This is a genomic window from Marinobacter psychrophilus (assembly GCF_001043175.1).
Lineage (GTDB): Bacteria > Pseudomonadota > Gammaproteobacteria > Pseudomonadales > Oleiphilaceae > Marinobacter > Marinobacter psychrophilus.
The window spans coordinates 144,109-169,257 of record NZ_CP011494.1 but is presented as its reverse complement, the minus strand read 5'-3'; the positions used below and the strand labels follow the sequence as shown (position 1 = coordinate 169,257).

The 25,149-nt window shown below is 53.9% G+C and carries 26 protein-coding genes and 2 pseudogenes; 15 read left to right on the top strand and 13 right to left on the bottom strand.

Going from position 1 to position 25,149, the window contains the following annotated elements:
- Window positions 1-12: 12 nt before the first annotated feature.
- Entirely contained in the window at window positions 13-2,301 is a 2,289-nt protein-coding gene (locus ABA45_RS00720; RefSeq protein ID WP_227506092.1) for a sensor domain-containing diguanylate cyclase, read from the bottom strand.
- Between the two features lie 406 nt (window positions 2,302-2,707).
- On the opposite strand from ABA45_RS00720, the gene ABA45_RS00715 reads away from it, so the two are divergent.
- Window positions 2,708-3,415 (top strand): hypothetical protein, encoded by a 708-nt coding sequence (locus tag ABA45_RS00715; RefSeq protein WP_227506091.1) that lies wholly within the window; start codon window positions 2,708-2,710, stop codon window positions 3,413-3,415.
- 10 nt (window positions 3,416-3,425) lie between these two features.
- Here the strand turns inward: ABA45_RS00715 and ABA45_RS00710 are convergent, their stop codons facing one another.
- Both ABA45_RS00710 and ABA45_RS00705 read right to left on the bottom strand, forming a co-directional pair.
- On the bottom strand, window positions 3,426-3,830 hold the full coding sequence (locus tag ABA45_RS00710; RefSeq protein WP_048383639.1) for an NINE protein: 405 nt from the start codon (window positions 3,828-3,830) through the stop codon (window positions 3,426-3,428).
- Window positions 3,831-3,918: 88 nt separating this feature from the next.
- Window positions 3,919-4,740, bottom strand: coding sequence for a class II glutamine amidotransferase (locus tag ABA45_RS00705; RefSeq protein ID WP_048383637.1), 822 nt, complete (start codon window positions 4,738-4,740; stop codon window positions 3,919-3,921).
- 167 nt (window positions 4,741-4,907) lie between these two features.
- Here ABA45_RS00705 and ABA45_RS00700 point away from each other — a divergent pair, with 167 nt between their 5' ends.
- Together ABA45_RS00700 and ABA45_RS00695 are read left to right on the top strand one after the other, a co-directional pair.
- Window positions 4,908-5,366: a nodulation efficiency, NfeD-like protein gene (locus ABA45_RS00700; RefSeq protein WP_048383636.1), complete on the top strand. Its 459-nt coding sequence runs from the start codon at window positions 4,908-4,910 to the stop codon at window positions 5,364-5,366.
- A 2-nt stretch (window positions 5,367-5,368) separates the two neighbouring features.
- Window positions 5,369-6,403, top strand: coding sequence for an SPFH domain-containing protein (locus ABA45_RS00695; protein WP_048383635.1), 1,035 nt, complete (start codon window positions 5,369-5,371; stop codon window positions 6,401-6,403).
- A gap of 27 nt (window positions 6,404-6,430) precedes the next feature.
- Here the strand turns inward: ABA45_RS00695 and yfbR are convergent, their stop codons facing one another.
- Both yfbR and ABA45_RS00685 read right to left on the bottom strand, forming a co-directional pair.
- Window positions 6,431-7,024, bottom strand: coding sequence for a 5'-deoxynucleotidase (yfbR, locus tag ABA45_RS00690; protein ID WP_048383634.1), 594 nt, complete (start codon window positions 7,022-7,024; stop codon window positions 6,431-6,433).
- Between the two features lie 5 nt (window positions 7,025-7,029).
- Complete coding sequence (locus ABA45_RS00685; RefSeq protein ID WP_048383633.1) at window positions 7,030-9,759, bottom strand: DUF748 domain-containing protein; 2,730 nt, start codon at window positions 9,757-9,759, stop codon at window positions 7,030-7,032.
- Window positions 9,760-9,913: 154 nt separating this feature from the next.
- Here ABA45_RS00685 and pdxH point away from each other — a divergent pair, with 154 nt between their 5' ends.
- The 4 genes from pdxH (at window position 9,914) to ABA45_RS00665 (ending at window position 12,152) form a co-directional block, all read left to right on the top strand.
- Window positions 9,914-10,561: a pyridoxamine 5'-phosphate oxidase gene (gene pdxH / locus ABA45_RS00680; protein WP_048383632.1), complete on the top strand. Its 648-nt coding sequence runs from the start codon at window positions 9,914-9,916 to the stop codon at window positions 10,559-10,561.
- Complete coding sequence (locus ABA45_RS00675) at window positions 10,562-11,323, top strand: 4'-phosphopantetheinyl transferase family protein (protein ID WP_048383631.1); 762 nt, start codon at window positions 10,562-10,564, stop codon at window positions 11,321-11,323. It abuts the gene before it with no gap.
- Window positions 11,324-11,394: 71 nt separating this feature from the next.
- Window positions 11,395-11,700: a DUF6482 family protein gene (locus tag ABA45_RS00670; RefSeq protein ID WP_048383630.1), complete on the top strand. Its 306-nt coding sequence runs from the start codon at window positions 11,395-11,397 to the stop codon at window positions 11,698-11,700.
- On the top strand, window positions 11,697-12,152 hold the full coding sequence (locus ABA45_RS00665; protein WP_048383629.1) for a DUF3429 domain-containing protein: 456 nt from the start codon (window positions 11,697-11,699) through the stop codon (window positions 12,150-12,152). Before ABA45_RS00670 ends, ABA45_RS00665 begins: the two co-directional genes overlap by 4 nt.
- Window positions 12,153-12,258: 106 nt before the next feature.
- Here the strand turns inward: ABA45_RS00665 and ABA45_RS00660 are convergent, their stop codons facing one another.
- The 3 genes and pseudogenes from ABA45_RS00660 to ABA45_RS19735 all read right to left on the bottom strand — a co-directional run.
- Window positions 12,259-13,719 carry an aspartate kinase gene (locus ABA45_RS00660; protein WP_048383628.1) on the bottom strand — a complete coding sequence of 487 codons (1,461 nt, stop codon included), beginning with the start codon at window positions 13,717-13,719 and terminating at the stop codon, window positions 12,259-12,261.
- Between the two features lie 194 nt (window positions 13,720-13,913).
- Window positions 13,914-14,429 (bottom strand): diaminobutyrate acetyltransferase, encoded by a 516-nt coding sequence (ectA, locus tag ABA45_RS00655; protein WP_041635005.1) that lies wholly within the window; start codon window positions 14,427-14,429, stop codon window positions 13,914-13,916.
- Between the two features lie 139 nt (window positions 14,430-14,568).
- Window positions 14,569-14,774 (bottom strand): annotated as a pseudogene (locus tag ABA45_RS19735) (hypothetical protein); the annotation flags it as partial.
- 33 nt (window positions 14,775-14,807) lie between these two features.
- Here ABA45_RS19735 and ABA45_RS00650 point away from each other — a divergent pair.
- Window positions 14,808-15,317: a MaoC family dehydratase gene (locus ABA45_RS00650; protein WP_048383626.1), complete on the top strand. Its 510-nt coding sequence runs from the start codon at window positions 14,808-14,810 to the stop codon at window positions 15,315-15,317.
- A 228-nt stretch (window positions 15,318-15,545) separates the two neighbouring features.
- Here the strand turns inward: ABA45_RS00650 and ABA45_RS00645 are convergent, their stop codons facing one another.
- Together ABA45_RS00645 and ABA45_RS00640 are read right to left on the bottom strand one after the other, a co-directional pair.
- Window positions 15,546-16,526, bottom strand: coding sequence for a radical SAM protein (locus ABA45_RS00645; RefSeq protein WP_048383624.1), 981 nt, complete (start codon window positions 16,524-16,526; stop codon window positions 15,546-15,548).
- A 109-nt stretch (window positions 16,527-16,635) separates the two neighbouring features.
- Window positions 16,636-18,786: an FAD-dependent oxidoreductase gene (locus tag ABA45_RS00640; RefSeq protein ID WP_048383622.1), complete on the bottom strand. Its 2,151-nt coding sequence runs from the start codon at window positions 18,784-18,786 to the stop codon at window positions 16,636-16,638.
- 188 nt (window positions 18,787-18,974) lie between these two features.
- Here ABA45_RS00640 and ABA45_RS00635 point away from each other — a divergent pair, with 188 nt between their 5' ends.
- From ABA45_RS00635 to ABA45_RS00615, 5 genes are all read left to right on the top strand, one after another.
- A complete protein-coding gene (locus ABA45_RS00635) occupies window positions 18,975-19,595 on the top strand; it encodes an RNA polymerase sigma factor (RefSeq protein WP_048383620.1) in 621 nt (206 codons plus the stop codon).
- Window positions 19,589-19,849 (top strand): zf-HC2 domain-containing protein, encoded by a 261-nt coding sequence (locus ABA45_RS00630; RefSeq protein WP_048383618.1) that lies wholly within the window; start codon window positions 19,589-19,591, stop codon window positions 19,847-19,849. Before ABA45_RS00635 ends, ABA45_RS00630 begins: the two co-directional genes overlap by 7 nt.
- A 98-nt stretch (window positions 19,850-19,947) precedes the next feature.
- Window positions 19,948-20,259, top strand: coding sequence for an EthD family reductase (locus tag ABA45_RS00625; RefSeq protein WP_048383616.1), 312 nt, complete (start codon window positions 19,948-19,950; stop codon window positions 20,257-20,259).
- 99 nt (window positions 20,260-20,358) lie between these two features.
- Entirely contained in the window at window positions 20,359-20,583 is a 225-nt protein-coding gene (locus ABA45_RS00620; protein WP_227506090.1) for a hypothetical protein, read from the top strand.
- An 85-nt stretch (window positions 20,584-20,668) separates the two neighbouring features.
- Window positions 20,669-21,424 carry a YiiX/YebB-like N1pC/P60 family cysteine hydrolase gene (locus ABA45_RS00615; RefSeq protein WP_048383612.1) on the top strand — a complete coding sequence of 252 codons (756 nt, stop codon included), beginning with the start codon at window positions 20,669-20,671 and terminating at the stop codon, window positions 21,422-21,424.
- 115 nt (window positions 21,425-21,539) lie between these two features.
- Here ABA45_RS00615 and ABA45_RS18815 read toward each other — a convergent pair whose 3' ends face one another.
- Window positions 21,540-21,887, bottom strand: coding sequence for a hypothetical protein (locus tag ABA45_RS18815; protein ID WP_157035508.1), 348 nt, complete (start codon window positions 21,885-21,887; stop codon window positions 21,540-21,542).
- 180 nt (window positions 21,888-22,067) lie between these two features.
- Window positions 22,068-22,208 (bottom strand): annotated as a pseudogene (locus ABA45_RS19165) (mercury(II) reductase); the annotation flags it as partial.
- Window positions 22,209-22,996: 788 nt separating this feature from the next.
- On the opposite strand from ABA45_RS19165, the gene ABA45_RS00605 reads away from it, so the two are divergent.
- Both ABA45_RS00605 and ABA45_RS19015 read left to right on the top strand, forming a co-directional pair.
- Window positions 22,997-24,637: an acetolactate synthase large subunit gene (locus ABA45_RS00605; protein WP_048388531.1), complete on the top strand. Its 1,641-nt coding sequence runs from the start codon at window positions 22,997-22,999 to the stop codon at window positions 24,635-24,637.
- Window positions 24,625-24,777 (top strand): hypothetical protein, encoded by a 153-nt coding sequence (locus ABA45_RS19015; RefSeq protein ID WP_198147016.1) that lies wholly within the window; start codon window positions 24,625-24,627, stop codon window positions 24,775-24,777. Before ABA45_RS00605 ends, ABA45_RS19015 begins: the two co-directional genes overlap by 13 nt.
- 48 nt (window positions 24,778-24,825) lie before the next feature.
- Here the strand turns inward: ABA45_RS19015 and ABA45_RS00600 are convergent, their stop codons facing one another.
- A complete protein-coding gene (locus tag ABA45_RS00600) occupies window positions 24,826-25,071 on the bottom strand; it encodes a Rossmann-fold NAD(P)-binding domain-containing protein (protein WP_053076093.1) in 246 nt (81 codons plus the stop codon).
- Between the last annotated feature and the right edge of the window lie 78 nt (window positions 25,072-25,149).

Genomic DNA, 25,149 nt, shown 5'->3' with positions numbered 1-25,149 from the left:
GTTTTAGGCGCCTTACACCAAAACCACAACCACCTGATTACGGCCGCGGCCTTTGGCCAGGTATGAGCCCTCGTCAGCACGGGCCATAATGGCTTTTGTGCTGGTGTCAGTGGGATTGATCTGGGCAAGGCCAATACTGGCGGTTACCCTGTAGTCTTCGCCTTCGTGTTCAACGACCAGGGCTTCGATCCCTGCGCGAATCTGCTCCGCCAGAGCCTCGGCGCGTTCCACACCACAGCAGGGCAGAAGTATTCCAAACTCGTCCCCGCCCAGGCGCGCGACAGTGTCAGACTGGCGAACTGTCTGCCGTAGCAAATCAGCCAGGCGGTGCAGAAGCTTGTCACCGGTGAGGTGTCCCCCTTTGTCGTTCACCGGCTTGAAGTAATCAAGATCAATCAGCAACATCACAGTGGCCACCTTATGCTGGCCGGCCTCTGCCAGCGCTTTGTCCAATTCCTGGCCAAAGGCGCGGCGGTTAAAAAGCTGGGTCAGTGGGTCGTGGGACGCTTCCCACGACAGCCGTTCGTTTTCCTGCCGACGTGCGCTATCGTCGCGCAATACAAATACCAGGCGCTCGTGGGACTCACCGTGGCGAACCTTTAGCATGGTTAGGTCGATATCGAACTCGCCGCCGGCGTGATTGCACAAAATCGCGTAAAGATTATCGATTTTCTGGCTGGCCCGGAATTTCTCTAAGGTATAGTTGCAATTCTCATCATTGATCGACACAAGATCAAAGAAATTGGCCGGTTCAATGATTTCACGTATTCCCAAAAGTTGCAGCGCAGCGCTATTGGCGTAACGGACAGCGCCGGTGTTATCAACCATCAGCACGCCCTCTTGCAGCACACCAATAATACTCTGCGCTCTGCGCTGTTCCTCCTCCAGGGCGCTGGCCACTGCCAGCTCTTGAGTAATATCCCGCATAACGGTAATCGTACCCAGAGTGCGCTCGTCGGTTTCGATCACCGCCGACATCATGTCAATCCACAGACCATCTTGCCCGTCAAACGCCGCCAGGCGCACCCGGCCATGAAACGTTTTTCTCTGATAGATACCACGCTGCCAGCCGGTAATTAACGTCTTCATGTCGCTATTTTGCAGGTAACCCATTATCAGCGTGTCAATTAGCTCTGCGGCCGGACGGCCAAGAATGACCTCCAACGCAGGGTTGGCAAACTCGATGCGGCCGAGTACGTCGGTTTGGGCTATGCCAATGGGTGCGCTTTCGGTCAGCGAACGGTAAAAAGCCTCGCGTTCTACCAACGACAGCGTGGCGCTCTCACGCTCGGTCATCAACGTATTGAATATAGTGGCTACGCGCTGGATTTCGATACTGCCGGGAATGGCAACTGGCTGCGTACGCAAGCCAAGGTGGCGATCCTGTACCTGCTCACCCAGCAGTTTCAAAGGCCGCATCAGCATGCGAAAACGCCAACCGGCGATGGGCACCAGCACCAATAGAATCAACAACAGCGTCCAGACCAGCCCACTGCCCATGCGGCCAATCGGCGCAAAAGCTTCCTCTGTAGGCCAAACCGCGGCTACAAACCAAGGTGCCTGATCCAGTTGCCGCACCGACATAATGATTACGTCACCATCGCCGTTATCAGTTTTTGCGGTTCCCTCGAACCCATCCATGGCTTGTATAAGTATCGAGTTCTCCGATCGCAGGGGCACCATAAACTGCCCGGTACGCCCGTTTACCAACGTTGTGCCACTGCGGGTCGCAATGCGGATATAACCGGTTTCCGCAAAGCGGATATTTCCAAATTTCTTCAGAATGTGTTCGCCCTCAAGCAGCATGACGCCGCCAATCATCCCGATAAAACGCTGGTTATGATTGAACACCGGCGCACCGATCATAACCGCAGGTTTACCGTCGTAAGAAGATGCGTAAGGCTCGCTGATGATCGGCGTCATCAGCGTGGATATGCGGTCAAAATACTCGCGGGTGCTGAGATCCAGCCCTTTGGGCAAGCCAAAGCGCGGAGCTTCCGCCTGCAGGAGACCTTCGGCATCGAGAATAAACAGGCCATCAAAAAGATGCAGCAACTCGGTTTGGCGCGCCAATAACAGCCCAGCCCGATCACGAAACACCCGTTCGGTCATGGTCAGGTTTTCTGCCACGTGGCTGACAATATTCAGACGCATGGACAATTTATCGTCCAGTTCGTAAGACACTAGAGCGGCGATGGACTCAACCTGTACTTCTGCCTGCTGCTCCAGTTCCCGCTGGCTCAGCAGACCACCCACTAGCATGACCGTCAGCGCAACCACTAGAATCACAACAACGACCATAGCGGTCGCCCGATTCACCAGACTGCCCAACCAGCGCTTAATCAACACGTTGATATCGCAAACAATTTTGAATAATCGGCACTCATGGCTCCCTGATCACAGCGCGTTGACACGTGGCACTCAGTTTAGCAGACCCGTACACCCACAAAATACATGGACTATGCTTATAACCGCAAAGCAGCCCGCGAGGCGCGGCAACACTCATTAGCGGCAACACTCATTACACGCTGGCACTTCCGGCGCTGACGACTGGCGCACGCCGATCAAAGCCTAGTTCGGCTTTATACGTCGCTAATGCCCTGCAGCGAATAACATGCAGCCGCTGCAGGGCACGAGCAAACTAGCCATTACCCTCATAATCTTGTAAAACTTGCTGTAAATTCATTGCAACGCGCTGCTACTCGTAATGACGACGTCTATTTCACAGTATCAGGCCATAAACCTTGGCCGGCTTATGTGCCAGGCTACCGACCAAATTTTGTGGCAACCCGCTGCGGGCTGGATTAATGCTCAAGGCAAGGCAAAGTCACTGCTATGCCGTGTGGGGTCCGGGCAGGCTACCTATCACCGTTACGACACCCGCAGCCATACGCATGTCATCAACTACGGACAACGCATGATTTTGGCCAAATACCAGCCGGAAACCGCTGCTGGCTGGTTGTCGGCGCGGGAAATTCGAAAAAGGGGTTATTTTGACGGTGAGGTAAGCCCGCTTAATCTGCTGGCCCATACCTGTTGCCACGAGTTTGCCCATCTGTTGCAACAGGTAGCAGGTCAGCGCCACTTTGGCTCAGTACACAATCGCCATTTTTACGACATTCTGGACCAGTTGCATAATAGCGGCGCAGCCCAGAGTGCCCGGGCATTTTTACAGAAGCAGGCAGGCGAGCGCGAGCTAAGCCTGCCTGCGCAGCCGTTCTCGCCAATCCACGCCGAACCCGAGGTGTCGCAGCACCAGTGGCAGGTAGGTGAATGTGTGAATTTTGGCGTGGGGCAGCGCCAGCGACAGGGCGTCATTAGCAGGGTGAATAGCAAGACCTGCACAGTGAAAGGTACTGGTGCCAGCCGCGGGCTGCTCTACCGGGTACCCAAGGTTATGCTGACCGCCCGTTAAAGGACGGTAATCAGTGAAGCAGACTGCCGTGATTGCGCTCTGATATCTGAGTGTTCAGTGTCCAAAAATCGTACAGAACACCCACCAGAAACAGGCCACCGGTAAGCAGGTAAAGAATTCCGGTTATCCATTTTCCCATGTACATCCGATGCAGACCCAACAAACCGGTAAACGTCAGCAGTAACCAGCTTATGTTGTAACTGACGGGGCCTTCGACAAAGCGGTAATCAGCTTCTTCATCCATACTTGGAATCAGGAAAAGGTCGACGATCCAGCCCACCAAAAACAGACCCAATGTGAAGAACCAGACGGTGCCGGTAATCGGCTTGCCGTAGTAAAAACGGTGCGCGCCCAGAAAGCCAAAAATCCAGAGTAGGTAGCCAAAAAACTTACTGTGTGTATCCGGTTCTTGCATAGTGTTCTCGATAGTGCTCTAGACAGCGCTCTAGCTAGCGCTCTCAATAGTGGTCTAAATTGGCATAAACGCTTGATGCCTAGCCCAATTATGACTCTATATAGGCCTGAGTTGGTGCCGGATCAATTTTCGCCAGAGCAACCACACCGCTCTGGATGACTTCTCCCTTGCGCCACAAACGCCACTCTCCGGGCTGATACACATCCCACTGTTCATCAGAGGTCAGAGGTTCGGTGACCACCACGCTAACGATGTCATTGGGGGTGGTCTCTGCTTCAAAGTCGATGGTCACGTCGGTGTCTTTTAGGCGCGCCGGCCCAAAAGGTGCGCGACGAGTAATGCTGGCCATTTTGGTGGAGCAAAAGGTGAACAGCCAATCGCCGTTGCTGAGCAAAAGATTGAATACGCCTTGCCGGGCATAGGCCGCTGAAAGCTGAACCAACTGGTCTACCGTATCCTGCTCCGTACTGTGGCGGTCACTATGATCGCGCAAATGATTTAGTAAATCACAGAACAGGGCTTCACTGTCGGTACTGCCAACGGCCTCATAAAACCCCGGCTTCGCGCAAAAATCCGACAGCTGGCCATTGTGAGCGAACACCCAGTAACGGCCCCAGAGTTCGCGCATGAACGGGTGGGTGTTGGCCAGGCAAATTTCACCCACATTCGCTTGGCGAATATGGCACAGCGCCACTTCGCTTTTAATAGGATGGGTTTGTACCACCTCGGCAATGCGGGAATTGGCACTGGCGTCTACATCGTGAAATGCCCGCACACCCTTGCCTTCATAAAAAGCCACGCCCCAGCCATCTTTGTGGGGCCCGGTGTCGCCGCCACGGCGGGTCAGGCCGGTGAAGCTGAAACACAGATCAGTCGGGGTGTTGGCACTCATCGCCAGCAGTTCGCACATAACGCAGTTTTACCCTCGGCAAATCAGACATACGCCAAATATACAGGGTTTGAACGGCACGCGTCCCGCGAACCCCAATTCATTCCATGGCAGCAGCTCCCAATTTGAGTACAATTGAGACTCATCTTCGAGTTTACGCTCGTAACGCACACGCTACGGAACTCACTATGGAATGGAGTATTACCCACCTCTGGCTGATTCTGGCGCTCTTATTGGGCCTGGCCGAGCTGACATCCGGCGTTATGGTGCTGTTGGCCCTGGCGATTGCCGCTGCATTTACGGCGGTACTGGCGTTTTTAGGCTTTTCCCTGGAATGGCAATTGGCAGGAATGGGCCTGTTTTCGGGCATCCTGGTGCCCATTGTCGTTCGCTGGCTGAAGCCGCGCTTCTCGCCGAGAGGCGTAGCCTACGGCACGACCGGCACCGGCGTAGATCAGGGAAAAAAATTCAGCAGTTTACGCCGTGATTTTGACGACGCCACCGGCATAAAAGTCAACGGTGACTTCTACCGCCTGCGGGTACAATCGGGCGGACAAACCGAACTGCCAGAGGGCACAGCGCTTATTTTTGACCACTTCGATGGCACCACCGCCATTGTTGAACTTGCAACCTCCAAGGACCTGTAACCATGGAACAGTTTCTAACCCCCGGGCTGGTCATCAGTCTGATTGTTGTCGCCATTGGCATTTTTATCATTACCAAAGGCTTGGTGATTGTGCGCCAGTCTGAAGTGATGGTGATCGAGCGTTTGGGCTCTTTTAACCGAATTCTGGAAAGCGGCGTGAACATTATTATTCCGTTCATTGAACGGCCGCGCGCCATCACCATGATTCGCTATTTGCGCAGCGGCCAGGATTACCAGGCCGTGATGAGTGATGAAGCACGCATCGACCGGCGCGAAACCGTGATGGATTTTCCCGGCCAGCCGGTGGTCACCACTGACAACGTCACCGTGTCGATCAACGGCGCCCTGTACTATCAGATTATCGATCCACGCCGCGCCGTGTATGAAGTAGCCAACATGAGCCAGGCGGTTGAAGTATTGGCCAAAACCACCCTGCGTTCTGTGGTGGGCAAAATGGAGCTGGATAAGCTGTTTGAGTCCCGCGCCGAAGTCAACAACGCCATTCAGGCCGAAATGGAAGAGCCTGCGTCCAAATGGGGAGTAAAACTGACTCGGGTAGAAGTGCAGGACATCAGCATGCCCGAAGAAGTAGAAGAGGCCATGCGCCTGCAGATGGCGGCCGAGCGTAAACGTCGTGCCACGGTGACCGAAGCCGAGGGTGAAAAAACCGCCGCCATCGCCAAGGCTCAAGGCCAACGTGAAGCAGCCATCCTGAACGCCCAGGGCGACAAAGAATCCGCCATTTTGCGGGCCCAGGGCGAGCAGGAGTCGATTCGCCTGGTGTTGAGCGCCATCGGCGACAGCGAAGACAACAAGCAAACCGTTATCGGCTATTTGCTGGGGCAAAGCTACATCAAGGTATTGCCCAATATGGCCAAAGACGGCGAGCGGGTTTTCGTGCCTTACGAGTCGTCTGCGCTGCTGGGCTCTATGGGTATGTTCCGCGACCTGGCGGGCAGCCCGGAGGATGCGGTGCGCAGCTCACTGAAAAAAGACGGTCTGCGCGCCGGCATGCTGGGAGCTTCCGGCCAGGCCTGAGGTTTGTTGCACCTGACCTGTTGGGCTCTAGCCCAGCAGGTTGTCTAACGGCTGATCGTAACTGGGGGCAAATACCTCTAAAAAGTACGTCACTTCCGGCAAGGTTTCTTCCGTCAGTCGCCGGTGTATCTGAGCCGCGGCTGGCTCGAACTCGCGATTTCCTGCCGCCACTTCCGCGCGGCATTTTAGCCACGCCGATAACCGGTCTGCGGCTTTGATCAACTTTTTCTCTTCCTCACCCAAAGCAGATTCCTGCACATAGGGCGCAAACACCTTTTGTAAATGTGGCGGTAATAACGCCAGCAGTTCGGCCTCGGCTTTGTGCTCAATGTCTCCGAACGCCTGGCGCATCACCTTTGAGTGATATTTTACCGGTGTTGGCAAATCCCCGGTAATCACCTCGGTGGCATCGTGGTAAAGCGCCGCCGCCGCAATACGGTCGGCGTTCACCGAACCACCAAACTGTTCATTACGGATCAACGCCAGGGCGTGGGCCAGAGTCGCGACTTCCCAGGAATGGGTAGCGACGTTTTCATCGATAGCGTTACGCATCAGGCCCCAACGCTTTATCCAGCGCAGGCGGGAAATATAGGCAAAAAAGTGGCTCACAGGGCGGCTCATATTGGTTAGCGGGCGTCCAGAGTGAAATTTACGGCAATATTGCCATTGGCATCCACGCTGGCGTCGGTTTCGGGTGCGCTCACGACGATCTGCTGCGAGTTTACACCGTGAGTATTCACCAGTAACTGGCGCAAAGCCACGGCGCGGTTGTCAGCAAGGGCGCCAGGTGACGGTGCACCGGCGCCGACGCCGGTGTCGGCCTCAGGCGCTGCTGCGCCGCGAATACTCAGAATAAGCTCCGTTTTCTGGTTCAAAACCTGAGCCAATGCTGCCAGCTTTCGGGTGCTGGTGGCTGTCAGTTCCATACCACCCGGTGCAAAGCTGACCTGGTGCAGCTGTTCACCACCCAGGCCAGCGATGTCTGTCAGTGTGCCCATCTGTGCGAACGGCGAGGTGGCCGCTTTTGTCAGCGCGTCTACAAAGGAACGCATCATTACCTTGCCCATCTGAAATTTGGGGTCAGCCAAATCGCCGTTTACCGGCACGTTTAATTCAATCACATTATTGTCGTCGCGCAGCAACGCCAGCCCCAGCTTAATGGGTCCGCCAATCGCCTGCTCGCTGGGCATGGGTTGGCCCAATTCCAAACGGTTCAAAATAATCTGATTTGAGGCATTAATACGGGTGCCTTGTAGCTGATAGTCCAACTTGAGGTCCAGTTTACCGCCGGCTATGCCATACCCCAGATAACGGCCGAAATAGGGTGACAGACGTGGCAACTCAAGGTTTTCCAGATTTAACACCAAGTCACTTTGCTGGTCGGTACCCAATGTGGCGATGAGGCCGTTCATATCAAGGTTGCCCACCTGATTGACCTTCCCTTTTAAGCTCACTCTGCCCTGCTGTGGCGGGATATTACTCAAACCACTGAAGTTGCCTTGAAGCTGCCCGAAACGGGTCGTCAGTTCGGGCGTCAGAGTGCGGTCGGTGAAGTCCACATCGGCGTTGTCTAATTGCAACTCGCCAATTCGGAATATGAAGCCCTGGTTTTCGTTCGCAGCCGCAGCCGTCGGCGTGCCTGCAGGAGCCAGCGTTAACAGATGGGTGATGTCGTGACTGCCATCGTCGTTGCGAGTGATGTTCGCGGCAAGGTCGATCAGCGTTACGCGGCCGATTTCCAGGCGGGCCGGGTTTACGTTGTACTCAATGGGCGCCAGCTGCAGCGTCTGCCAGGCCAGCAGTGGTTGGCCATTGCCAGGCAAGCGGGTGTCCAGACCGGTCACCGAAGCACTGCCGTTGAAAGTGCCGGTCAGAGGCAAACGTTGCTGGTCCAGATTCAGGCTGCCATCGACTGACAGCAGCCCCGCCGGTAACTCTATTGCCATGCGCTGTTGCACATAAGGCGCGAACGCAGGCAGCGCCAACTCATTGCCCACAACGGCCATTTCCAGATTAAATGGCCGCGTGGTGAACTGGCCATTCACGTCCAGACTACCGCCGCTGGCCAGAACGGCGTTTGCACGATAATTTACCGGCTCGTCAAAGTGGTCTGTAAATGCTCCCAGGCTCAGGTTCAAGTCGTTCAATTGCAACTCTGCAATATTAGCGGGCACTTGGTCGCGCCAACTTAACTGACCATCGCGAATGTTCATTCCAGCCACCGACCAGCGAAATTCAGGGCTGCTGTCGTACTGACCATAACGACTAGCAAAGCCTTCGCCCGCGGGCCGGACGTCAGCAACCAACCAGTCGATGTCGCCGTTGGCGCTGCGGTTCAGGTTCAGCTCGGGCCCGTCGAACTCGATCTTGCCTACCTCTATTCGCCTGGCGGCAAGGTCAAAACGAATCTGGTCGACAGTAAGGGCACCGCTACGGAAGGCTACTTCACTAGGCTCGGCCGCCAAAGCCAGAGTTGCATCATCAAACGTCAGCTTGCCGTGCTGGGTCAACAACTCCATGGGTTGCGCTGCCTGCCATTGGTAATCGGTATTAAGGCTAACCCGACCGGACCGCAACTGGAAGGGCATATAGGGCGCTAGCAGGTAAGACAACACGCCCGGCCCCAGATTATCAACGCTCAGGCTACCGCGGGAGTACATCGGGTCTACCTCAAAACTGCCTTGCCAGCTCAACGCTTGTTGGTCCAGCACGGCCTCCAACCGATATTGGCCAATATCGCCGGGTCGTGCCCAGGTCGCCAAATTCTGCAAACTGAAGGTAAGCGGTGTTATGCGAAACTCAACGCTGCTGTTTTTATTAAAGTCACGCAATACCAGCGTGCCCGCGCTCAAGTCACCCTGCTGCAAATAAATGCGAAGACTGCCCGGCACGGTATCGCTCTGAATATCAGTAGTGTCTGACGACTGCCCGGCTCGGGCTGGAGCTTGTTGCCAATCACGCATCAGGTTCAACTGCCCGCTTGCCAACACATCCAGCCGCAACATGGGTTGTTCCAGCTCGACAGCCTGAAAACCGGTGGTACCGTTAAACAAGTCAAACGCGCTCAGATTCACATAAAGCCGCTGAAAGGCCAGCACTGGCTCGCCACTTGCATCATTAGCCTGAAGATTCCGCAGTTCTGCACTGAACGTGAAGGGGTTGGCATGCACCTCGCCTACCGTTGCCTGCCATCCCAGCTGTTGCTGAGCGTAGTGCGGCAGGTTTTTCTGCACCCACCAAGGCAACAGCAGAAAACCGCCCAGCGCGTAACACAGCAACAAAACGATCAACACAACCACAGCCAACCTTGGCCACACGTTACGTTGACGAATCTGGCGAACAGGACGCTCGGCCACAGAGGTCTCCTTGAAAATAGTCGATGTATTGGAAGGATAGACGCCAAACAGGTCCTTTGTCAGCTCTCATGAACCCGATAAAGTCCCGTTTCGTATATGTCCTGCGATATAATACGGGCAAGGTACACGCACACATCCCAAATGAGGAAGGTTGATGGACATCGGAGATATGCGCCGGGATTTCGAGAGCGACGGTCTGGATCGGGACCAACTGGATGACAACCCCATGCAACAGTTCCAAGTCTGGTTTGAAGATGCTCGGAAAGCTGACATTCTGGAACCTAATGCCATGTCGCTAGCCACCGCCGGCAACGATGGCTTGCCCGATTTGCGCACCGTTTTGCTTAAATACTTCGACGACAGCGGTTTTGTATTCTATACCAATTATGGCAGCCGTAAGGCTCATGAAATGGAGCAGAATCCAAAAGCGGCCCTATTGTTTCCTTGGTTGGGCCTGAATCGCCAAGTGCGCATTCAGGGCAAAGTTGAAAAAGTCAGCAAAACCGAATCCTTGCGTTACTTTGCCTCGCGCCCTCGCGGCAGCCAGATTGGCGCTTGGGTGTCAGAGCAAAGCAAGGTCATTACCTCCCGCGGACTGCTGGAACAGAAAGTTGCGGAAATAAAGCGTAAGTTTAATGATGGTGAAGTGCCACTGCCTAGTTTTTGGGGTGGTTTTCGGGTGGTGCCCCACAGCATCGAGTTCTGGCAGGGTCGCCCCAGCCGCCTTCACGATCGGTTCGAATATAACCAAACTGAACCAGGCGATGGTAAACTGTGGACTATCGATCGGTTGCAACCCTGAGTGACACCAACTGTATGGCTCTGCCATCAAACCAAAAGCACTCACGTTGAACTGCCATCCTGGTTAAATGCCAGTGAATATGACCGGGCTGTGCATTGCAGCGACGCTCGGCGTGCCGGGTTTCTCAGTAGCCGTTGGTTAATTCGTCAGGCACTGGCGGGTGCCAGCGGCGAGACGCCTAGTGCGTGCTCCCCATGTAAGGGGCGACCTACAGAATCGCAGTACCCTCCTGAATGGCGTTTATCGCTCAGCCACAGCAGCGGAATAGCGGCCTGCGCGACCAACCTGCAAGAAGAGGTCGGCCTGGACATTGAGCCCTGCCAGCGCCGCCCAGACTGGCGGAAAGTGGTGCAACGCTGGTTTTCACCGGCTGAACAGGAATGGCTGCTGGCCCAAGACGACGCCTTGGAATTTCTGAAAGTATGGACATTGAAAGAAGCCTGGCTAAAAGCCACCGGCCGCGGTATTGCCGGTAATCTGCAAACCCTAGAGGTGCGCCGTGGGTTCGAACTTTGCGGCGACCGGTACGACAACACTCGGCCATGGCAGGCCTGCTGCATCTATGTAGACGGTTTTTTGGTCACTCTGGTGTATCGCCGATTGGCGGTAGAGGCACCCGAAACACCTCTTGCCTGGCCTTCCATCCTGTTGCTGAAACCGCCCCTGAGCGACTACAGGCTCACGCCGGCAGATACTTTGGACTCCCTCTGGGAACCCCTGTTTCAGCGCCCAATCCGCTCTATGGCGTCTCGCGACAGCTGATCTTAAACAACTGATCTTAAACAACTGATCCTGCGTATCTAATGCAGAAAGAAGTAAACCGGAGAGTCACTTTGCGTATTACCGTGGAACAACTGAAAAATCGCAACAATGCCAGTATCGAGCTGATGGAAATACTTTCGCTGGAAGGCCAAAGCTATATGGCGAGGCTTACAGTAGATGGCCAACAGATGATTTTGTCTGATGAGCGCGGCACCACCACGCAGTTTCGCAGCACCTGGCATGCCCAAGACATGCTGAGCAGTTTTCACATACTTGAAACTCAAGTGGTTCATTTATCAGCATACAATGAAATGGTGGGTATGGAACCTAGCAGCGCTGAACCGCTAAGGGTTCGGGTACAGAGGCAAAAGCCGTGATTGCGGTGGCCCGACTGGCCATCTTTGTTGGCTTGGCCGGTCTGATTCCTTTCATAGGCGCTGTTTTGGCGCTGTTTTTTATGCCCCATCACAGCCTAGTGGTCAGCAGCTGGTTCTACACCTATAGCGCTGGAATATTGGCCTTTATGGCGGGCGTTTACTGGACAATTGCGCTGCAGCGTGAAGACCGCTGCTACCCAATGTCGCCGTTCGTGTCGATGTTATTCAGTCAGATATTTTTTATTGCGGCAGGTGTGGGCTTATTAGTGTCTTCGCCGTGGAAAGCGGTACTGTTTACATTGGCATTTTTGGGATTGTATCTGGTAGATGCACGCTGGATGAAGATTTACTGGCCAGCATGGTATCTTCGCCTGCGCTTGGGATTAACGCTGACAGTGGTGGTCTGTCAGGTAATTGTAGCCACCTGGTTCTTCGCCGTACATTACGGCTGATTTATCAGAACCAAGTGGTTCACTTCGCAGAAAAAGATTGGCGCTAGCCTTCTTGCCAACCCGAGGCACACTTTAACTAAGCGCCCCCTTTAACTCAGAACATATTTTAACCAATAGCGCACTGCTCGGCCGACGCAATCGCGTATTCGTGATTATGCGGCTCTATCAACGCGGCATGCAGCGCCACAATAGTAGCCTTATAATTGTCTTCATCGATCACGAATTGAATATCCACCTGGCGCATGCACTGGTGCAACGCCAGCACACTGATTTCTGCATCGGCCAGCGCTTTTACTGATCGTGCCAGAATGCCAAGCACTTTCATGTCACTGCCAATGGCCGATACCAGCGCCACTTTGCGAGTATTCACCTCAGCATTGGGGAACGTCTCTTTCAGCGCGTTCACCACCCGCTTTACGTGTTTCAGCGTGGTACTCACGTAATGAGTGATGGTGTTAGCGTTGGTGTCTTTTGACACAAAGCGCACCTTAAACCGGCTCAGCACGTCCAAAATCTTGCGGTCTGAACCTGGCTCGCCCTGCATGTCTTGATCAAACAATTCAATAGCGAAGATGCCCTTGGCACCGGCGATAATTTCTACCTGAGGTTTTTCGCTAACGTAGTCTTTGGTGATCAGAGTACCGGTATGTTCCGGTTCAAAAGTGTTCATCACCCGCAGTGGAATATCATTCTGGCGCAGGCCTTTACCGGCACGTGGATGAATGGCTTCCATGCCCAAGTTGGCCAGTTGGTCGGCCACGTCGTAGTTGGTGCGGCCCAAAGGTACTACCTTATCGGCACCCACAATATTGGGGTCGGCCGAGCTCAAATGGTATTCCTTGTGAATAACGGCTTCACGGGCTTCGGTGATCACCGCCACCCGGCTAAAGGTCATTTCACTGTAACCGCGATCAAAGGTACGCATCAGGCCTTCCTTGCACTGCGCATAGCCGGTGGCAATGGGCAGTTCACGGGTGAGGTCTACCGCATCGAACGCCTGTTTAAGCTTTTCATCCAGCGGCAACAGTTCTGCATCGCGCCAGCCGGTTAAGTCTACAAAGCGGGCGTTGACACCTTCCTGCTGCAGTTTCAATGTCGTGTTGAAGGCACTGTGGGCTTCGCCAATACCGGCCAGCATCTCGCGCACCGTCAGCAAGTGTTCTTCAAGCTGAAACTGACCATACGAACACAAGCGCTGCAGGTCGATCAGACAGCCTCGCACGCCTTCAACCCGATCAGTAATGAACTGGTCGGCTTGCTGCTTTAACATCGAGTCTTCAAACATCTCGCCGTTGATGTCCGTAAGAAAGCGCACCAGCTTGGTGAGATCGTCGCCCCAGGCCCAATCCGATTCCGCATCCGCGAACAGGGCATAAACGCCCGGCTTACCCGTTTTTTTATGCTCTAGTAACTCGTTGGTGACACCGGCGTAGGCCGACACCACAAAGATGCGCTGATACATCTCGTCTTTGCTACGATTACCAATAATGATGTTGTCGCGTACGGCCTCGTAGTTGGTCATGGAGGTGCCGCCGATTTTTTCAACGGTATGTAATTGCGCAGTCATAATTTCACCTTTACTATCGCTTCTTTGGTGCGATTACAAATCCGTGAGAGCACGGCTATAGGCACGCGCTTCAGATTCAACGGTTTTAAATAATCCCATGATTTTACCTCTTTGCACGTCAGATTTCAGACGGCACGCTGTGGCAAGCTCAACCAGTGGCTTGTCGGCTAGCGCATTTACTCGGGCATTCGGACTCAGTCAGGCTTGGTGAAGGGCCCAATGCGCAGCAAAATTTCGGAGTCGTGCTGACCGCCAAAGTGCACGTCTTTCGTGAAGTGCTCCTCAAAGGTCAATTCGGTACCCATATCTCGGGTGAACGAGCGGAACAGCGCCCAGGAAGCGTCGTTGTCAGCGGTAATGGTGGTTTCCATATAGCTAATGTGACTGAGTTCTTGCCGTGCCACAATCGCCTTCAACATACGCTTGGCAAGCCCTTGACCGCGACCTTTCTCGTGGACCGCAACCTGCCATACAAAGACTGTTTCCGGCTTCTGGGGGGGAATATAACCGGAAATAAAGCCTACAAGATCGCTGTCTTTCTCCGCAGCCACTGCCGTGTCGGCAAAATCGCTGCACTGCAAAAGATTGCAGTAAATTGAATTCGGATCCAGCGGCGGACACTCAGCCACCAACTGATTCAGCCTGAAGCCATCATCCTTCACAGGTTTCCGCAGGTTGATGGCGGTGGTATTCGATCCTTCTGATGTCATAACGAATCTATTTACCTTGAAAATTCAAGATAAATTATATAGACCACGCATTAAATTTCAAGTTTACTCGAAAGATGGCGGGCTAATTACGGATTTTCAACAGCATATTTCGCCAAAATAATAGCCGTCAATACCGAGATTAAACAACAAATTTTGATGGCTTTTTGTACGTAATTGACGTGCCAGGGAGCTTAAAGTTGCGCCAAGGCAAAAAGCCCTCGGCATTAACGCCCAACAGCAGGCCGTACTTGCCGTCATCAATCCCCCAGCGGGAATAGCACCAACGGCCAAGGCCAGGCCTAGCGCAAGACCGGTCCAGAAACTCAGATGAAAACTCAGCGGCCACCGGCGGGTTAAGCCTCATAAGGAAAACAGATCATGCCAGACAAGCCCCAGGTACTCATCACAAACATCCGCCAGCGCGCTGCCGAAGGGCTAAGTGCCGGCGATCGCTTTACCATAACCCGCTGTTTTAGCCCTGAAGACATCGCATCCTTCGCGGCGATTTCCCGAGACTACAACCCGGTCCATTGCGACAGCCATTTTGCGACGATCAAAGGTATGCGCGAACCTATTGCTCACGGCCTCCTGACAGCAAGTCTCATCACCGAAATCGGCGGTCAAATAGGCTGGCTGGCATCAGGCATGACATTCAAATTCAAACGACCTGTCTATGCCGGTGAAACATTGACCTGCGACTGGGTCATCAGCAAAATCGACGAACAAGAACGCGCGAAGGCAGAAATCAACGTCATCAATGGTGACGGAGTCACCGTTCTTGAAGCAGAAATAACCGGTGTCCTGCCCAATGAAAACGAGCGAAAACGCCTGACCGAGATGCTCACCGAAGGCGATCCCACCAACGGTGTCAGAGATCTCTACGCGTAAATGTTCCTCCCGACTGAACGGCGCCAAACAATACTTCCAACGACCAACACGCGGAGTGCTAATCCAAGACGCAAACACAAAGCGCCATCAGGTCTGGGTGGTGGGGCTTTCTTTCCACCCGGAAAAGGTGTCAGAGCGCAGCGAGTTCTTTTCCCAGGAAAGAAAGCCCCGCCGCCCAGACCGTTAACTCCAATGCCAGAATGACCAAGCCCAAACACCCAAAAAAACCTAAGCAGGCGCCGAACAACTGGCCCCATAGCGATAACAAGAAAAGCACCGATGATGGCGCAACATAACGCGCTCATCCATGCTCTGAGTCAGCGAGCCACCCAAATCGTACTGCGGATCATCATCCACCAACGTACAGGCATAAACCCGCACATCGTCACCCTTCTTCACCAACATCCGCGTATACGCGCACATAAAGTGCGCGCGGCTATCACTGGTGGGGTATTTCTCCATGCAGCTTTCAGTAATCTCCGGACTACCATCTTCCGAGCCCGGCGTACCCAGGTCTGGAAACGCGGTAAACGCCAGGGTTTCAGGAATGCCCCATTCGCGGAAGATCTCGCGGAACGCAGCTTCCACCTCGGCCGCCACTTCGTTGACATCGGTCTGGCGCGCAATAGACACCTTAAAACCTTGCTCAACCAGCCAGTGCACACCCTCTAATGCCTGATCAAAACTGCCTTCACCGCGGTCTTTGTCATGGCGGGTGCGATCGGGGAAATCCAGGCTAACGCGGAAGTGAATGGGATAGGGATTGTTCAGCAGCGGCAGCACTTGATGCCTGCGTTTCAACAGCGGCTCGGTGGCGTTGGTCAACACAAAACATCGCCGGTGCTGGCTGGCATAATTCAGGATATTCACAAAATCCCGAATCACAAACGGCTCGCCACCAGTGAAGGAAAACTGCTCCACGCCCATACCCATAGCTTCCTGGATAAACGGCTTCACATCGCTCAGCTTCATACCGGGGATGCGGCCATCACCAGGATGGCTGCCTTCCAGACAGAATGGGCACGCCAGGTTGCAGGCAGTACCAGTGTGAATCCACAGCTCTTTTAAAGTATCCGCATCCATATACCCACGAGGGTCGCCGTTGCGGGTGTGCGTCCAGCTGTCGGTTGCGCGAGGCTCCAGAACTTCCACCAGCGGAATGCGTGTACGGGAAGCCTTAATGGGCGTACTGGCTAGGGTCGGCGGCATAAAGGCTCCATAATTAAAAATTTCGACACACGTTATATTTAGCAGTCAGACAGCATCAGGACAGCTGACAAACAGCAGTAATCAGACCGGCGCTGACGCCGGACGCGTCTCAACCGCGACGCCAACTGTGAATCTTTTCCACCACAGCCAGCAAACGCTGGGGCGCATTGGCCCGCTTCCACTGGCCCGCAGTAGCTTTGGCCGCTTCATTCCAGGTCGGGTACGGATGAATTGTGCCAAGAATTTTATTTAATCCCAGGCCGTGCTTCATCGCCAGAGTGAATTCCGCCAGAATTTCGCCGGCATGGGAACCCACCACCACCACGCCGAGGATTTTGTCTTTGCCGGGTGGCGTTAACACTTTTATAAACCCGACGTTTTCGCTTTCGGTAATGGCACGATCCAGGCCGCCCAGATCATAACGGGTAAGCTGATAGTCGATCTTCTGCGCCTTGGCTTCCGCTTCGCTCAAACCCACCCGAGCCACTTCCGGCGCGGTAAAAGTAACCCAAGGCATCACTCTATAATCCACCTTGAAGCGCTTAAACGATCCAAACAGGCCATTTACCGCCGCGTACCAGGCCTGATGGGAAGCTGCGTGGGTAAATTGATAGGGCCCGGCTACATCGCCGCAAGCAAAAATGTTGGGAAAGCGCACGCTTAAATCATCTTCAGTGGGCAGCGTGCCATTTTTTTGGGGCTCGATACCCAACGCTTCCAGGTTCAGGCCTTCGGTATTCGCGGCTCGCCCTACGGCGACCAACACCTCGTCAAAAGCAATGCGCACGCGATCACCCTGGTGGTCACAGTAAGCGACTTTTTCGCCATTTTCGAGACAGAATTCGGCCGCAGTATGGTTCAAGCGCACATCTATAGCGTCGGCGCGGAATTGCTCCAGCACCAGCTCAGCAACGTCGGCGTCTTCCTTGGCCAGAATTTGATCGCCGTGTTGTACCAGCACAACCTGCGAGCCCAGGCGCGCAAAAGCATGGGCCAGTTCGGAGCCAATGGGCCCACCACCCAAGACCAGCAACCTCTGCGGTTGTTGTTCCAGCTGCCATAGATTGTCGGAATGCAGCGGGTTCATGTCCGCCAGCCCGGGTATATTCGGCACTGCCGGCTTACCGCCAGTGGCGATAACAATACTGCGCGCCGTCAGCCGCTCGCTGCGGCCATCGTTATGTTGTACTTCCAGTTCCCAAGGGCTAATGAAGCGGGCGCTGCCAAGCATTACATCTACGCCCAGCGAACGGTAACGCTCCGGCGAATCGTGTGGTTCAATGGTTTTTATGGCTTGCTGCACCCGTTCCATAATGGCTTTAAACGAGCCTTTCACCGGCACTGATTCCAGGCCATACCGATTGGCGTGGCGCAGGGTGTCGGCGGCTTTAGCACTGCGAATCAGCGCTTTGGAGGGCACACAACCGGTATTCAGGCAGTCACCACCCATTTTGTGTTTTTCTATCAAACCCACTTTGGCTTTCACCGCCGCAGCAATATAAGCCGATACCAGGCCGGCAGAACCGCCGCCAATCACCAGCAAATTGTAGTCAAACTTTGCCGGCTTCTTCCAACCGGCATAAACCTTGCGACGACGGAGAAAGCCAACCACAAATTTTGCAATCAGCGGGAAAAGCCCGAGCAAGGCAAAAGACAGCAGCAAATCCGCAGAGACTATGTCGCCAGTGGACTGAATTTGACCCAACTGAGTGCCGGCATTCACAAAAACAAACGTGCCCGGCAACATCGCAACCCAGCTGACCAAAGCGTAGATCCGCAGCTTCATCCCTGTGAGGCCCATCGCCAGGTTAATTAGAAAGAATGGGAACACCGGCACAAGACGAAGGGTTGCCAGATAGAACGCGCCATCCTTTTTGATGCCACGGTCCATTTTGGCGATGGTTTCCCGATAGCGCGCCCTTAGGGTGTCACGCATGAGAAATCTCGCCACCAAAAACGCCAGGGAAGCCCCCAGCGTTGAGGCAATGGAAACCGCCGCCAAGCCATACAAGTTACCGAAAAAGGCACCGCCGGCCAGAGTCATGATGGTCGCCCCCGGCAAGGACAGAGCTGTGACCACCACATAAATTACGGCATAACCGACAACGGCTGTCAGGAGGTTCTGGTCAATCCATTGTGCCAGGGCACCTTGATTCGCCTGAAGGTTCTCCAGAGTCAGCAGCTTGTGCCCATCGAAGCCGAGAAAAAAACCAACAATCACGGCGATCACTAAAATAAGTAAAAGCTTGCTACGCGTCATATCCATGCCCTTTAAGAGGTATCAACCAATACGCTGTTCACGCTAAGACACGGTCACCGACTGGATGTTACATAGCGATTGAACTAAGATTTTTTGAACGTTCGTTCCAGAATACTGAAACTTTCCCTTAATCCGAAACACTACACAAACATAACGACCAAACCCAGCCTGATAAGGAACGGAATCCCATGAACACCGCAGTGCATCCGGACTCCCAATGCTCGCTGATCGAAGACCTGAAAAGAGGCGATTCATCTGCCTACAAAAAAGCCGTTCGGGAATATTCCCCAGGTATGTTGGCCGTCGCCCGGTTTTACCTCGATTATTCCAGTGCTGAAGAGATTGTTCAGGATTGCTGGGTGACGGTGATCGATGCCATTCACAAATTTGAAGGCCGCTCAGGCCTGAAAACCTGGTTGCACCGAATTGTCGCAAACCGCTGCAAGAACAAGCTCCGATCCAGCAAGCGGGAAGTAGCGATTGATTTTTCTGAAAGCCTGGAACCGGAGCTTGCCAACCGCTTCAATGCAGCAGGCCACTGGAACCTGCCGCCATCACTCAAGTTCCATGAGTCGGCAGATACCTTAATGGAGAATGACGCGCTCAGCGATTGCCTGGACAAACACCTGTCCGCGCTCCCAGAAACCCAGCGCTCAGCCCTGATGCTGTACGAAGCCCACCAACACAAATCCGAGGACGTCTGTAACATTCTGGATGTCAGTGCCTCTAACTTTCGTGTCCTTTTACACCGTGCCAGGCAGAAAATCTTTCTCATGGTGGAAGCCTTCCAGGAGACGGGCGAATGTTAATGTGCAGGGACCTGGCCGAAATCGCCAGTGATTACATCGATGATGAGCTGACCGGCCGACGGAATCTGTCTGTGAAAATGCATCTGATGATGTGCAAGCACTGCCGCTCGTTTATCGGTAACCTTCGTGTCAGCACCGATCTTATAAAGGCGCACTCCTCCAGCAAGCCGGACGAGGAATTCATACGTCGGATTGATGAACAGGTAGCCAAAGCGCTCAAGACACGAAAACCCCGTGATGGGAATCATGAGTGATTGTTCAAAATTCGTTCTAAAGTGCCATTGGCCATAGGCTCTGGATACGATTCACTGTAAAGCCTTACATCCGAACTTCAAAAAGCGAGACCCCAATAATGATAAAAGTCAGCGTACTCTACCCAAAAGCTGAAGATAGTACGTTCGACATTGCCTATTACCGTGACACTCATATGGCGCTGGTTCGCGAAAGACTGGGGGGCGCGTGCAAGCGAACAGCTATCGAATCAGGCCTTGCAGGAGGCACGCCGGGAGAGGCGCCCACCTACATCGCCATGGGGCACCTGTATTTTGATTCCCCCAGTGACTTCGAGGCGGCGTTCGGGCCCCACGCCAAAGAGATCCTGGGGGATATCCCGAATTTTACCAACGTACAACCGACGGTTCAGGTCAGCGAGGTCATCGAGTAACACTCTGGTCTCTGGAACCACCATTCAAAAACCAACGGATAGAGTAGTCCCACGCGGTTACCCCTCGCCTTTTTACTGCTCAGACTCGGTGTATTTATCGTGTTCCTGGTCTGGACTCTGGAAAAAATGGTCCAGACCGAACACGAGGCGGAAGCCTTTGCCGTGTTCTATCGGTTGGGAAGCCTCGGCAAATACCTCCAGCCCTTCGATAACCTCATGTTCTTTTCTGCCTGGCCAATGCCACCCGCCCGCCCTGCGCTGTTCCTTTTACGTGAGTACGACACGCTGACACTTTCACGGCAACTCGTTCCAGCCACCGACTAGGCACGATCCGTTGGTGCTGTAACAGTATTCGCGGTTGTTTGTCTGTGTTATCACTATAAACAAAGACAAACAACCGGGGTACTGCATGCTACTGAATTGGCTTTCGAGGCGCCTGACCGCTTACCTTTCGAAGGAAATCTCCCGGCACTCCATCAGAACGTCCACCTGGGGCGCGATGGTGAATACTCTCCAACCCGGAGACGTTCTGCTGGTAGAGGGCAACACGCGGATCAGCGTTGCCATCAAGTACCTGACTCAGTCCACCTGGTCTCACGCTGCGCTTTACCTTGGACCGGATGCCGGACTTGGAGTATCGGACGATGGTGAAGCTCACGTGCTCGTTGAGGCGGACCTTGAACACGGTATCCGTCCGCTGCCACTTTGCTATTATCGTCACGCCCACACCCGTATTTGCCGCCCGGTCGGGTTAAGCGACAAGGACCTTCGAACGCTTGCTGAATACGCTTTCAGCAGACTCGGCCATCAGTACGATATGAAAAACGTGTTTGATCTGGCCCGCTACCTTTGGTCAACGCCTCCGGTGCCAACCCGCTACAGACACAAACTGCTGGCGTTCGGAAGCGGCGATCCCACCCGGGCGATCTGTTCAACGTTCATTGCCGAAGGATTCCAGCAGCTGCGCTATCCGATTCTGCCGGTGGTGAAAACACTTTCCGCCAACGATCCTGACTGTGCCGATTGCGTGCATGAACGTTTCCGGGTGAGGCATCATTCCTTGTTCACCCCGAGGGACTTTGATGCTTCACCCTATTTCCGGATTATAAAACCCACCATTGAAGGCGAATTCGATTACCGGGCCATCGCCTGGGAGGACGGTTAACCCCGAGGCTGCAAACAATCAGAACCTGCTTCTGGAATCCTTTGCCATCCAAAAAAAGGATGGAGCATGTGGCCCCATCCAAGGTCGACAGTGGAATTGTCGATGCAAAACAACGCTACGGCTTGTCGATATACTTCTGCTGCTCCTGTCGAGTGTATTCGGTCAATGCTGCCAACTCCTTGGAGTCCCATTCAAGAGGCTCGGCGGCCATCGGTGCCACCATGCATATCTGGGCCATCTCATCCAGGTGCACCATGTCCATACCGAAGTCCCGCTTGCCCATGGCAACAAAATGCGGGCACTGAGTCTTGAAAGTGTCCAGGTAGACCATGCCGTTGATATGACCGGTGGCACAGGACAAACCATTGGAGGACAGGCTATTGTCGTTGAACAGCTTTTCACCCAAGGTTCTCAGTTCCGCAACATCACCCTGTAAGGGTGTGTAACCTTCGGGGCGGCGCACGGCTTTCTTGAGGCTCGCTGATACGCTTTCTCCCTCGGCTTCAGCTTCGCCCTTTGCATCCCCTTCAGCCTCTCCCTACGCGGCTTCCGCAGAGGGAATCAGGCCAAGATTAGAGCCTGTGTGTATGTTGAAACCTGCCACAGCCACCACGGTCATTATGGGTACGGATATCATGAGATTTCGCGCCCGCAATGCCATCACCGCCGTATGGATCAGTTCACTCCCCTCGCCGGTGACCACCTGGACCCCAAACAACCGTCCTGAGCCACGTTCGGCCACCATCTTGATAAAACCGCCAGTCTCGAAATTCACCAGCGCCCGCAGCTCCCTGGCATTCGAGGCGACAATGAACTCATCATTGCCATGCGCCATGCCGCCGAACCCGCCATGAGCGAGCTAAAGCTGTTTTCGGATCTTTGCTTGATAGCAACGTGCGGTTATCTAAAATTTTTTCCCGCTTTGTGTAACAACGACGGTTCTGTCTAGTCTGTCTCAGAGGGACAGCGATCCCTCACGTTATTCAACTAAAGCGGAGACACTCTATCTCCAACAACCTTCAACCAGTTCTCAAAGCACTGTTGCTGGCCCTCATGGTCAGCTTTGCGGCATCGACGGATACGGCCGTTGTCGCACTTTGAGCGGGGAAGGCCAGCTCCTGCTATTCCGTCGTTCTGCAGAACACCATGGACGCAAGCGATGGGAGGAAAGGGTCAGACCCGGAGCAATGAACGAGCGCGAGCGGATTAAAAGAGCGCAAAGTAATTTTATTAACATCAAGCTCTGAAACTGTTCATCCTCGCTTTAAAAATCGGGTCATCCGGGTGCCTTCATGCCGGGCATAAAATGGCAACCGGACCTGGAGTAGGCCGAGGCTTCCGTGCGTCTTTAAGACGCAATCCATCAACGCGCCCACTTTTACCAGATCCGTTACACTAACGTTTACTTCTCTCTTGGCAGTTGGGAAGGCGAACATGGCAACGACCGGTATGACTATCATCAACAACCGAAGATAGCACTCAACCAAAACGGAGAAAGCGAGACCAGGGCCGCCTAACGGCGACGTGCTATCCCTCCCCGACCCAATGGACGGGGTATCTCGCGCAAACCTGATGAAAGCATCTGACTTATTCGTAAAAGCGTTGGAAAATGAGGGAGTCCAGTACATTTTTGGCGTTCCCGGCGAAGAAAATCTCGATTTACTGAATTCATTAAAGAACTCGAGCATCCGCTTGATTCTCACCCGCCATGAACAAGGCGCGGGTTTCATGGCCGCCACCTATGGCCGTTTAACCGGTCAGCCCGGCGTCTGCTTGGTAACCCTTGGGCCTGGCGCAACCAATCTGATCACGCCGGCGGCTTTCGCCCAATTGGGCGCCATGCCGATGTTCATGATCACCGGACAAAAACCGATCAAAACAAGCAAGCAAGGTCGTTTTCAAATCCTCGATGTGGTGGATTTGATGCGCTCGGTCACCAAATCCACCAAGCAGATTGTCAATGGCAACACCATCGCCTCACTGGTGCGCGAGTCATTTCGCCTGGCCATTGAAGAAAGGCCGGGGGCCGTGCACCTGGAATTACCAGAGGACATCGCCGACGAGGAATGTGCGGAGACAGTTTTCCCGCCGATTGGTCACCTCCGCCCCCACGCCACAAAAGACGCACTGCGCGAAGCAACCAGCATGATCGAGGCGGCAAAAAGCCCTCTACTGTTGATCGGAGCGGGTGCTAACCGCAAACGCGTCAGCGAGGCATTGACGGCTTTCGTCGAGGCCACCGGCATTCCGTTTTTCACGACCCAAATGGGCAAAGGTGTTGTCGACGAACGCCATCCCCTTTACCTGGGATCAGCCGCCTTGTCCGACCACGATTTCCTGCATTGCGCCATTGACCGAGCGGATCTGATTATCAATGTGGGCCATGATGTAGTGGAAAAGCCTCCATTTTTTATGGAGCATGGCGGCAAGCAAGTCATTCATGTGAATTTTTCACCTGCCGAGGTGGACGCGGTGTACTTCCCCCAACTCAACGTGGTGGGAGATATTGCTTTTTCCGTGCAGCAACTGGCGAAGCTGATTAAAAACAAGAACCATTGGGACCTGTCCTTTTTCAAAACCATCAAAACAGAAGTAGACCAGCATCTGTCGAAGTATTTTCTCGATACCCGGTTCCCGATGCTGCCGCAACGTTTAGTACATGTGCTGCGAGAAACCCTGGCGGAAGACGCAGTGCTTAGCCTGGATAACGGCGTTTACAAAATATGGTTTGCACGCAACTACAAATGTTATTTCCCCAACACCATGCTTCTGGATAATGCACTGGCTACTATGGGCGCGGGCTTGTCCAGCGCCATGATGGCTAAGATACTGTACCCCAATACTCAAGTCGTGGCTGTTTGTGGTGATGGCGGTTTCATGATGAATTCACAAGAGCTGGAAACCGCTGTTCGCCTGAAGCTTAATCTCGTGGTGATCATCGTCAACGACAATGCCTACGGCATGGTTAAATGGAAACAGCATGCCATGGGTTTTGACAATTTTGGCCTGGATTACGCCAACCCGGATTTTGTTATTTACGCCCAAAGTTTCGGCGCTCACGGCTACCGGATACAAAACGATGAGCACTTTCAACAAACTCTGGACACCTGCTTGACGTCTACCGGGGTTCACGTCATTGAACTGCCCGTGGATTACTCACTCAATCACGAAATCCTCAACGTCATGCTTAAGGAGAAAACATGCCAACTGTGAACACAACCAACAGTGTGCAAGCATTGCGGCCTTATGACCAAAGGGTGGTCCGCGAGATCCCCATGGACTCGGCGGAAATGGTTATGAGCACCCTCGCTGAGGCGCATCAACTCTTTCAGGATCAGTCGCCCTCGGACTGAGCCTTAAACTGCAATCTCGACACCGTTACCAGTTTTCCCCGAACGGTCTTATGTCCAGGCCGAAGGATCCTGGTGACACAGGGTCCAAATGGTATCCGCCACGGCAGATGGGTTGACGAAAAAATCATCCGTTTTGTCATGCAGCCACTCGCGGGTACGTGGCAAATCCACCACGCCGTCAATCACCACGTTGGCCACATGAATTCTTTCCGGCCCCAACTGCCGGGCAAGGGATTGCGCTAGGGATTCCGCCAGGGATTCGAGGTAATCCCGGCTGCGCGCCAGCATCGCCAACTAGAAGCCGCCCTCACTGAAACGGCGGGCCAATGCTTCACCGTTGCCGGGTCCCACACCAATAATCACGCACACTTT

Coding starts and splice junctions, on each gene's coding strand:
- ABA45_RS00720 (WP_227506092.1), bottom strand. CDS start 2,301: ATGGTCGTTGTTGTGATTCTAGTGGTTGCGCTGACGGTCATGCTAGTG.
- ABA45_RS00715 (WP_227506091.1), top strand. CDS start 2,708: ATGACGACGTCTATTTCACAGTATCAGGCCATAAACCTTGGCCGGCTT.
- ABA45_RS00710 (WP_048383639.1), bottom strand. CDS start 3,830: ATGCAAGAACCGGATACACACAGTAAGTTTTTTGGCTACCTACTCTGG.
- ABA45_RS00705 (WP_048383637.1), bottom strand. CDS start 4,740: ATGTGCGAACTGCTGGCGATGAGTGCCAACACCCCGACTGATCTGTGT.
- ABA45_RS00700 (WP_048383636.1), top strand. CDS start 4,908: ATGGAATGGAGTATTACCCACCTCTGGCTGATTCTGGCGCTCTTATTG.
- ABA45_RS00695 (WP_048383635.1), top strand. CDS start 5,369: ATGGAACAGTTTCTAACCCCCGGGCTGGTCATCAGTCTGATTGTTGTC.
- yfbR (WP_048383634.1), bottom strand. CDS start 7,024: ATGAGCCGCCCTGTGAGCCACTTTTTTGCCTATATTTCCCGCCTGCGC.
- pdxH (WP_048383632.1), top strand. CDS start 9,914: ATGGACATCGGAGATATGCGCCGGGATTTCGAGAGCGACGGTCTGGAT.
- ABA45_RS00660 (WP_048383628.1), bottom strand. CDS start 13,719: ATGACTGCGCAATTACATACCGTTGAAAAAATCGGCGGCACCTCCATG.
- ectA (WP_041635005.1), bottom strand. CDS start 14,429: ATGACATCAGAAGGATCGAATACCACCGCCATCAACCTGCGGAAACCT.
- ABA45_RS00650 (WP_048383626.1), top strand. CDS start 14,808: ATGCCAGACAAGCCCCAGGTACTCATCACAAACATCCGCCAGCGCGCT.
- ABA45_RS00645 (WP_048383624.1), bottom strand. CDS start 16,526: ATGCCGCCGACCCTAGCCAGTACGCCCATTAAGGCTTCCCGTACACGC.
- ABA45_RS00640 (WP_048383622.1), bottom strand. CDS start 18,786: ATGACGCGTAGCAAGCTTTTACTTATTTTAGTGATCGCCGTGATTGTT.
- ABA45_RS00635 (WP_048383620.1), top strand. CDS start 18,975: ATGAACACCGCAGTGCATCCGGACTCCCAATGCTCGCTGATCGAAGAC.
- ABA45_RS00630 (WP_048383618.1), top strand. CDS start 19,589: ATGTTAATGTGCAGGGACCTGGCCGAAATCGCCAGTGATTACATCGAT.
- ABA45_RS00625 (WP_048383616.1), top strand. CDS start 19,948: ATGATAAAAGTCAGCGTACTCTACCCAAAAGCTGAAGATAGTACGTTC.
- ABA45_RS00615 (WP_048383612.1), top strand. CDS start 20,669: ATGCTACTGAATTGGCTTTCGAGGCGCCTGACCGCTTACCTTTCGAAG.
- ABA45_RS00605 (WP_048388531.1), top strand. CDS start 22,997: ATGAAAGCATCTGACTTATTCGTAAAAGCGTTGGAAAATGAGGGAGTC.
- ABA45_RS19015 (WP_198147016.1), top strand. CDS start 24,625: ATGCCAACTGTGAACACAACCAACAGTGTGCAAGCATTGCGGCCTTAT.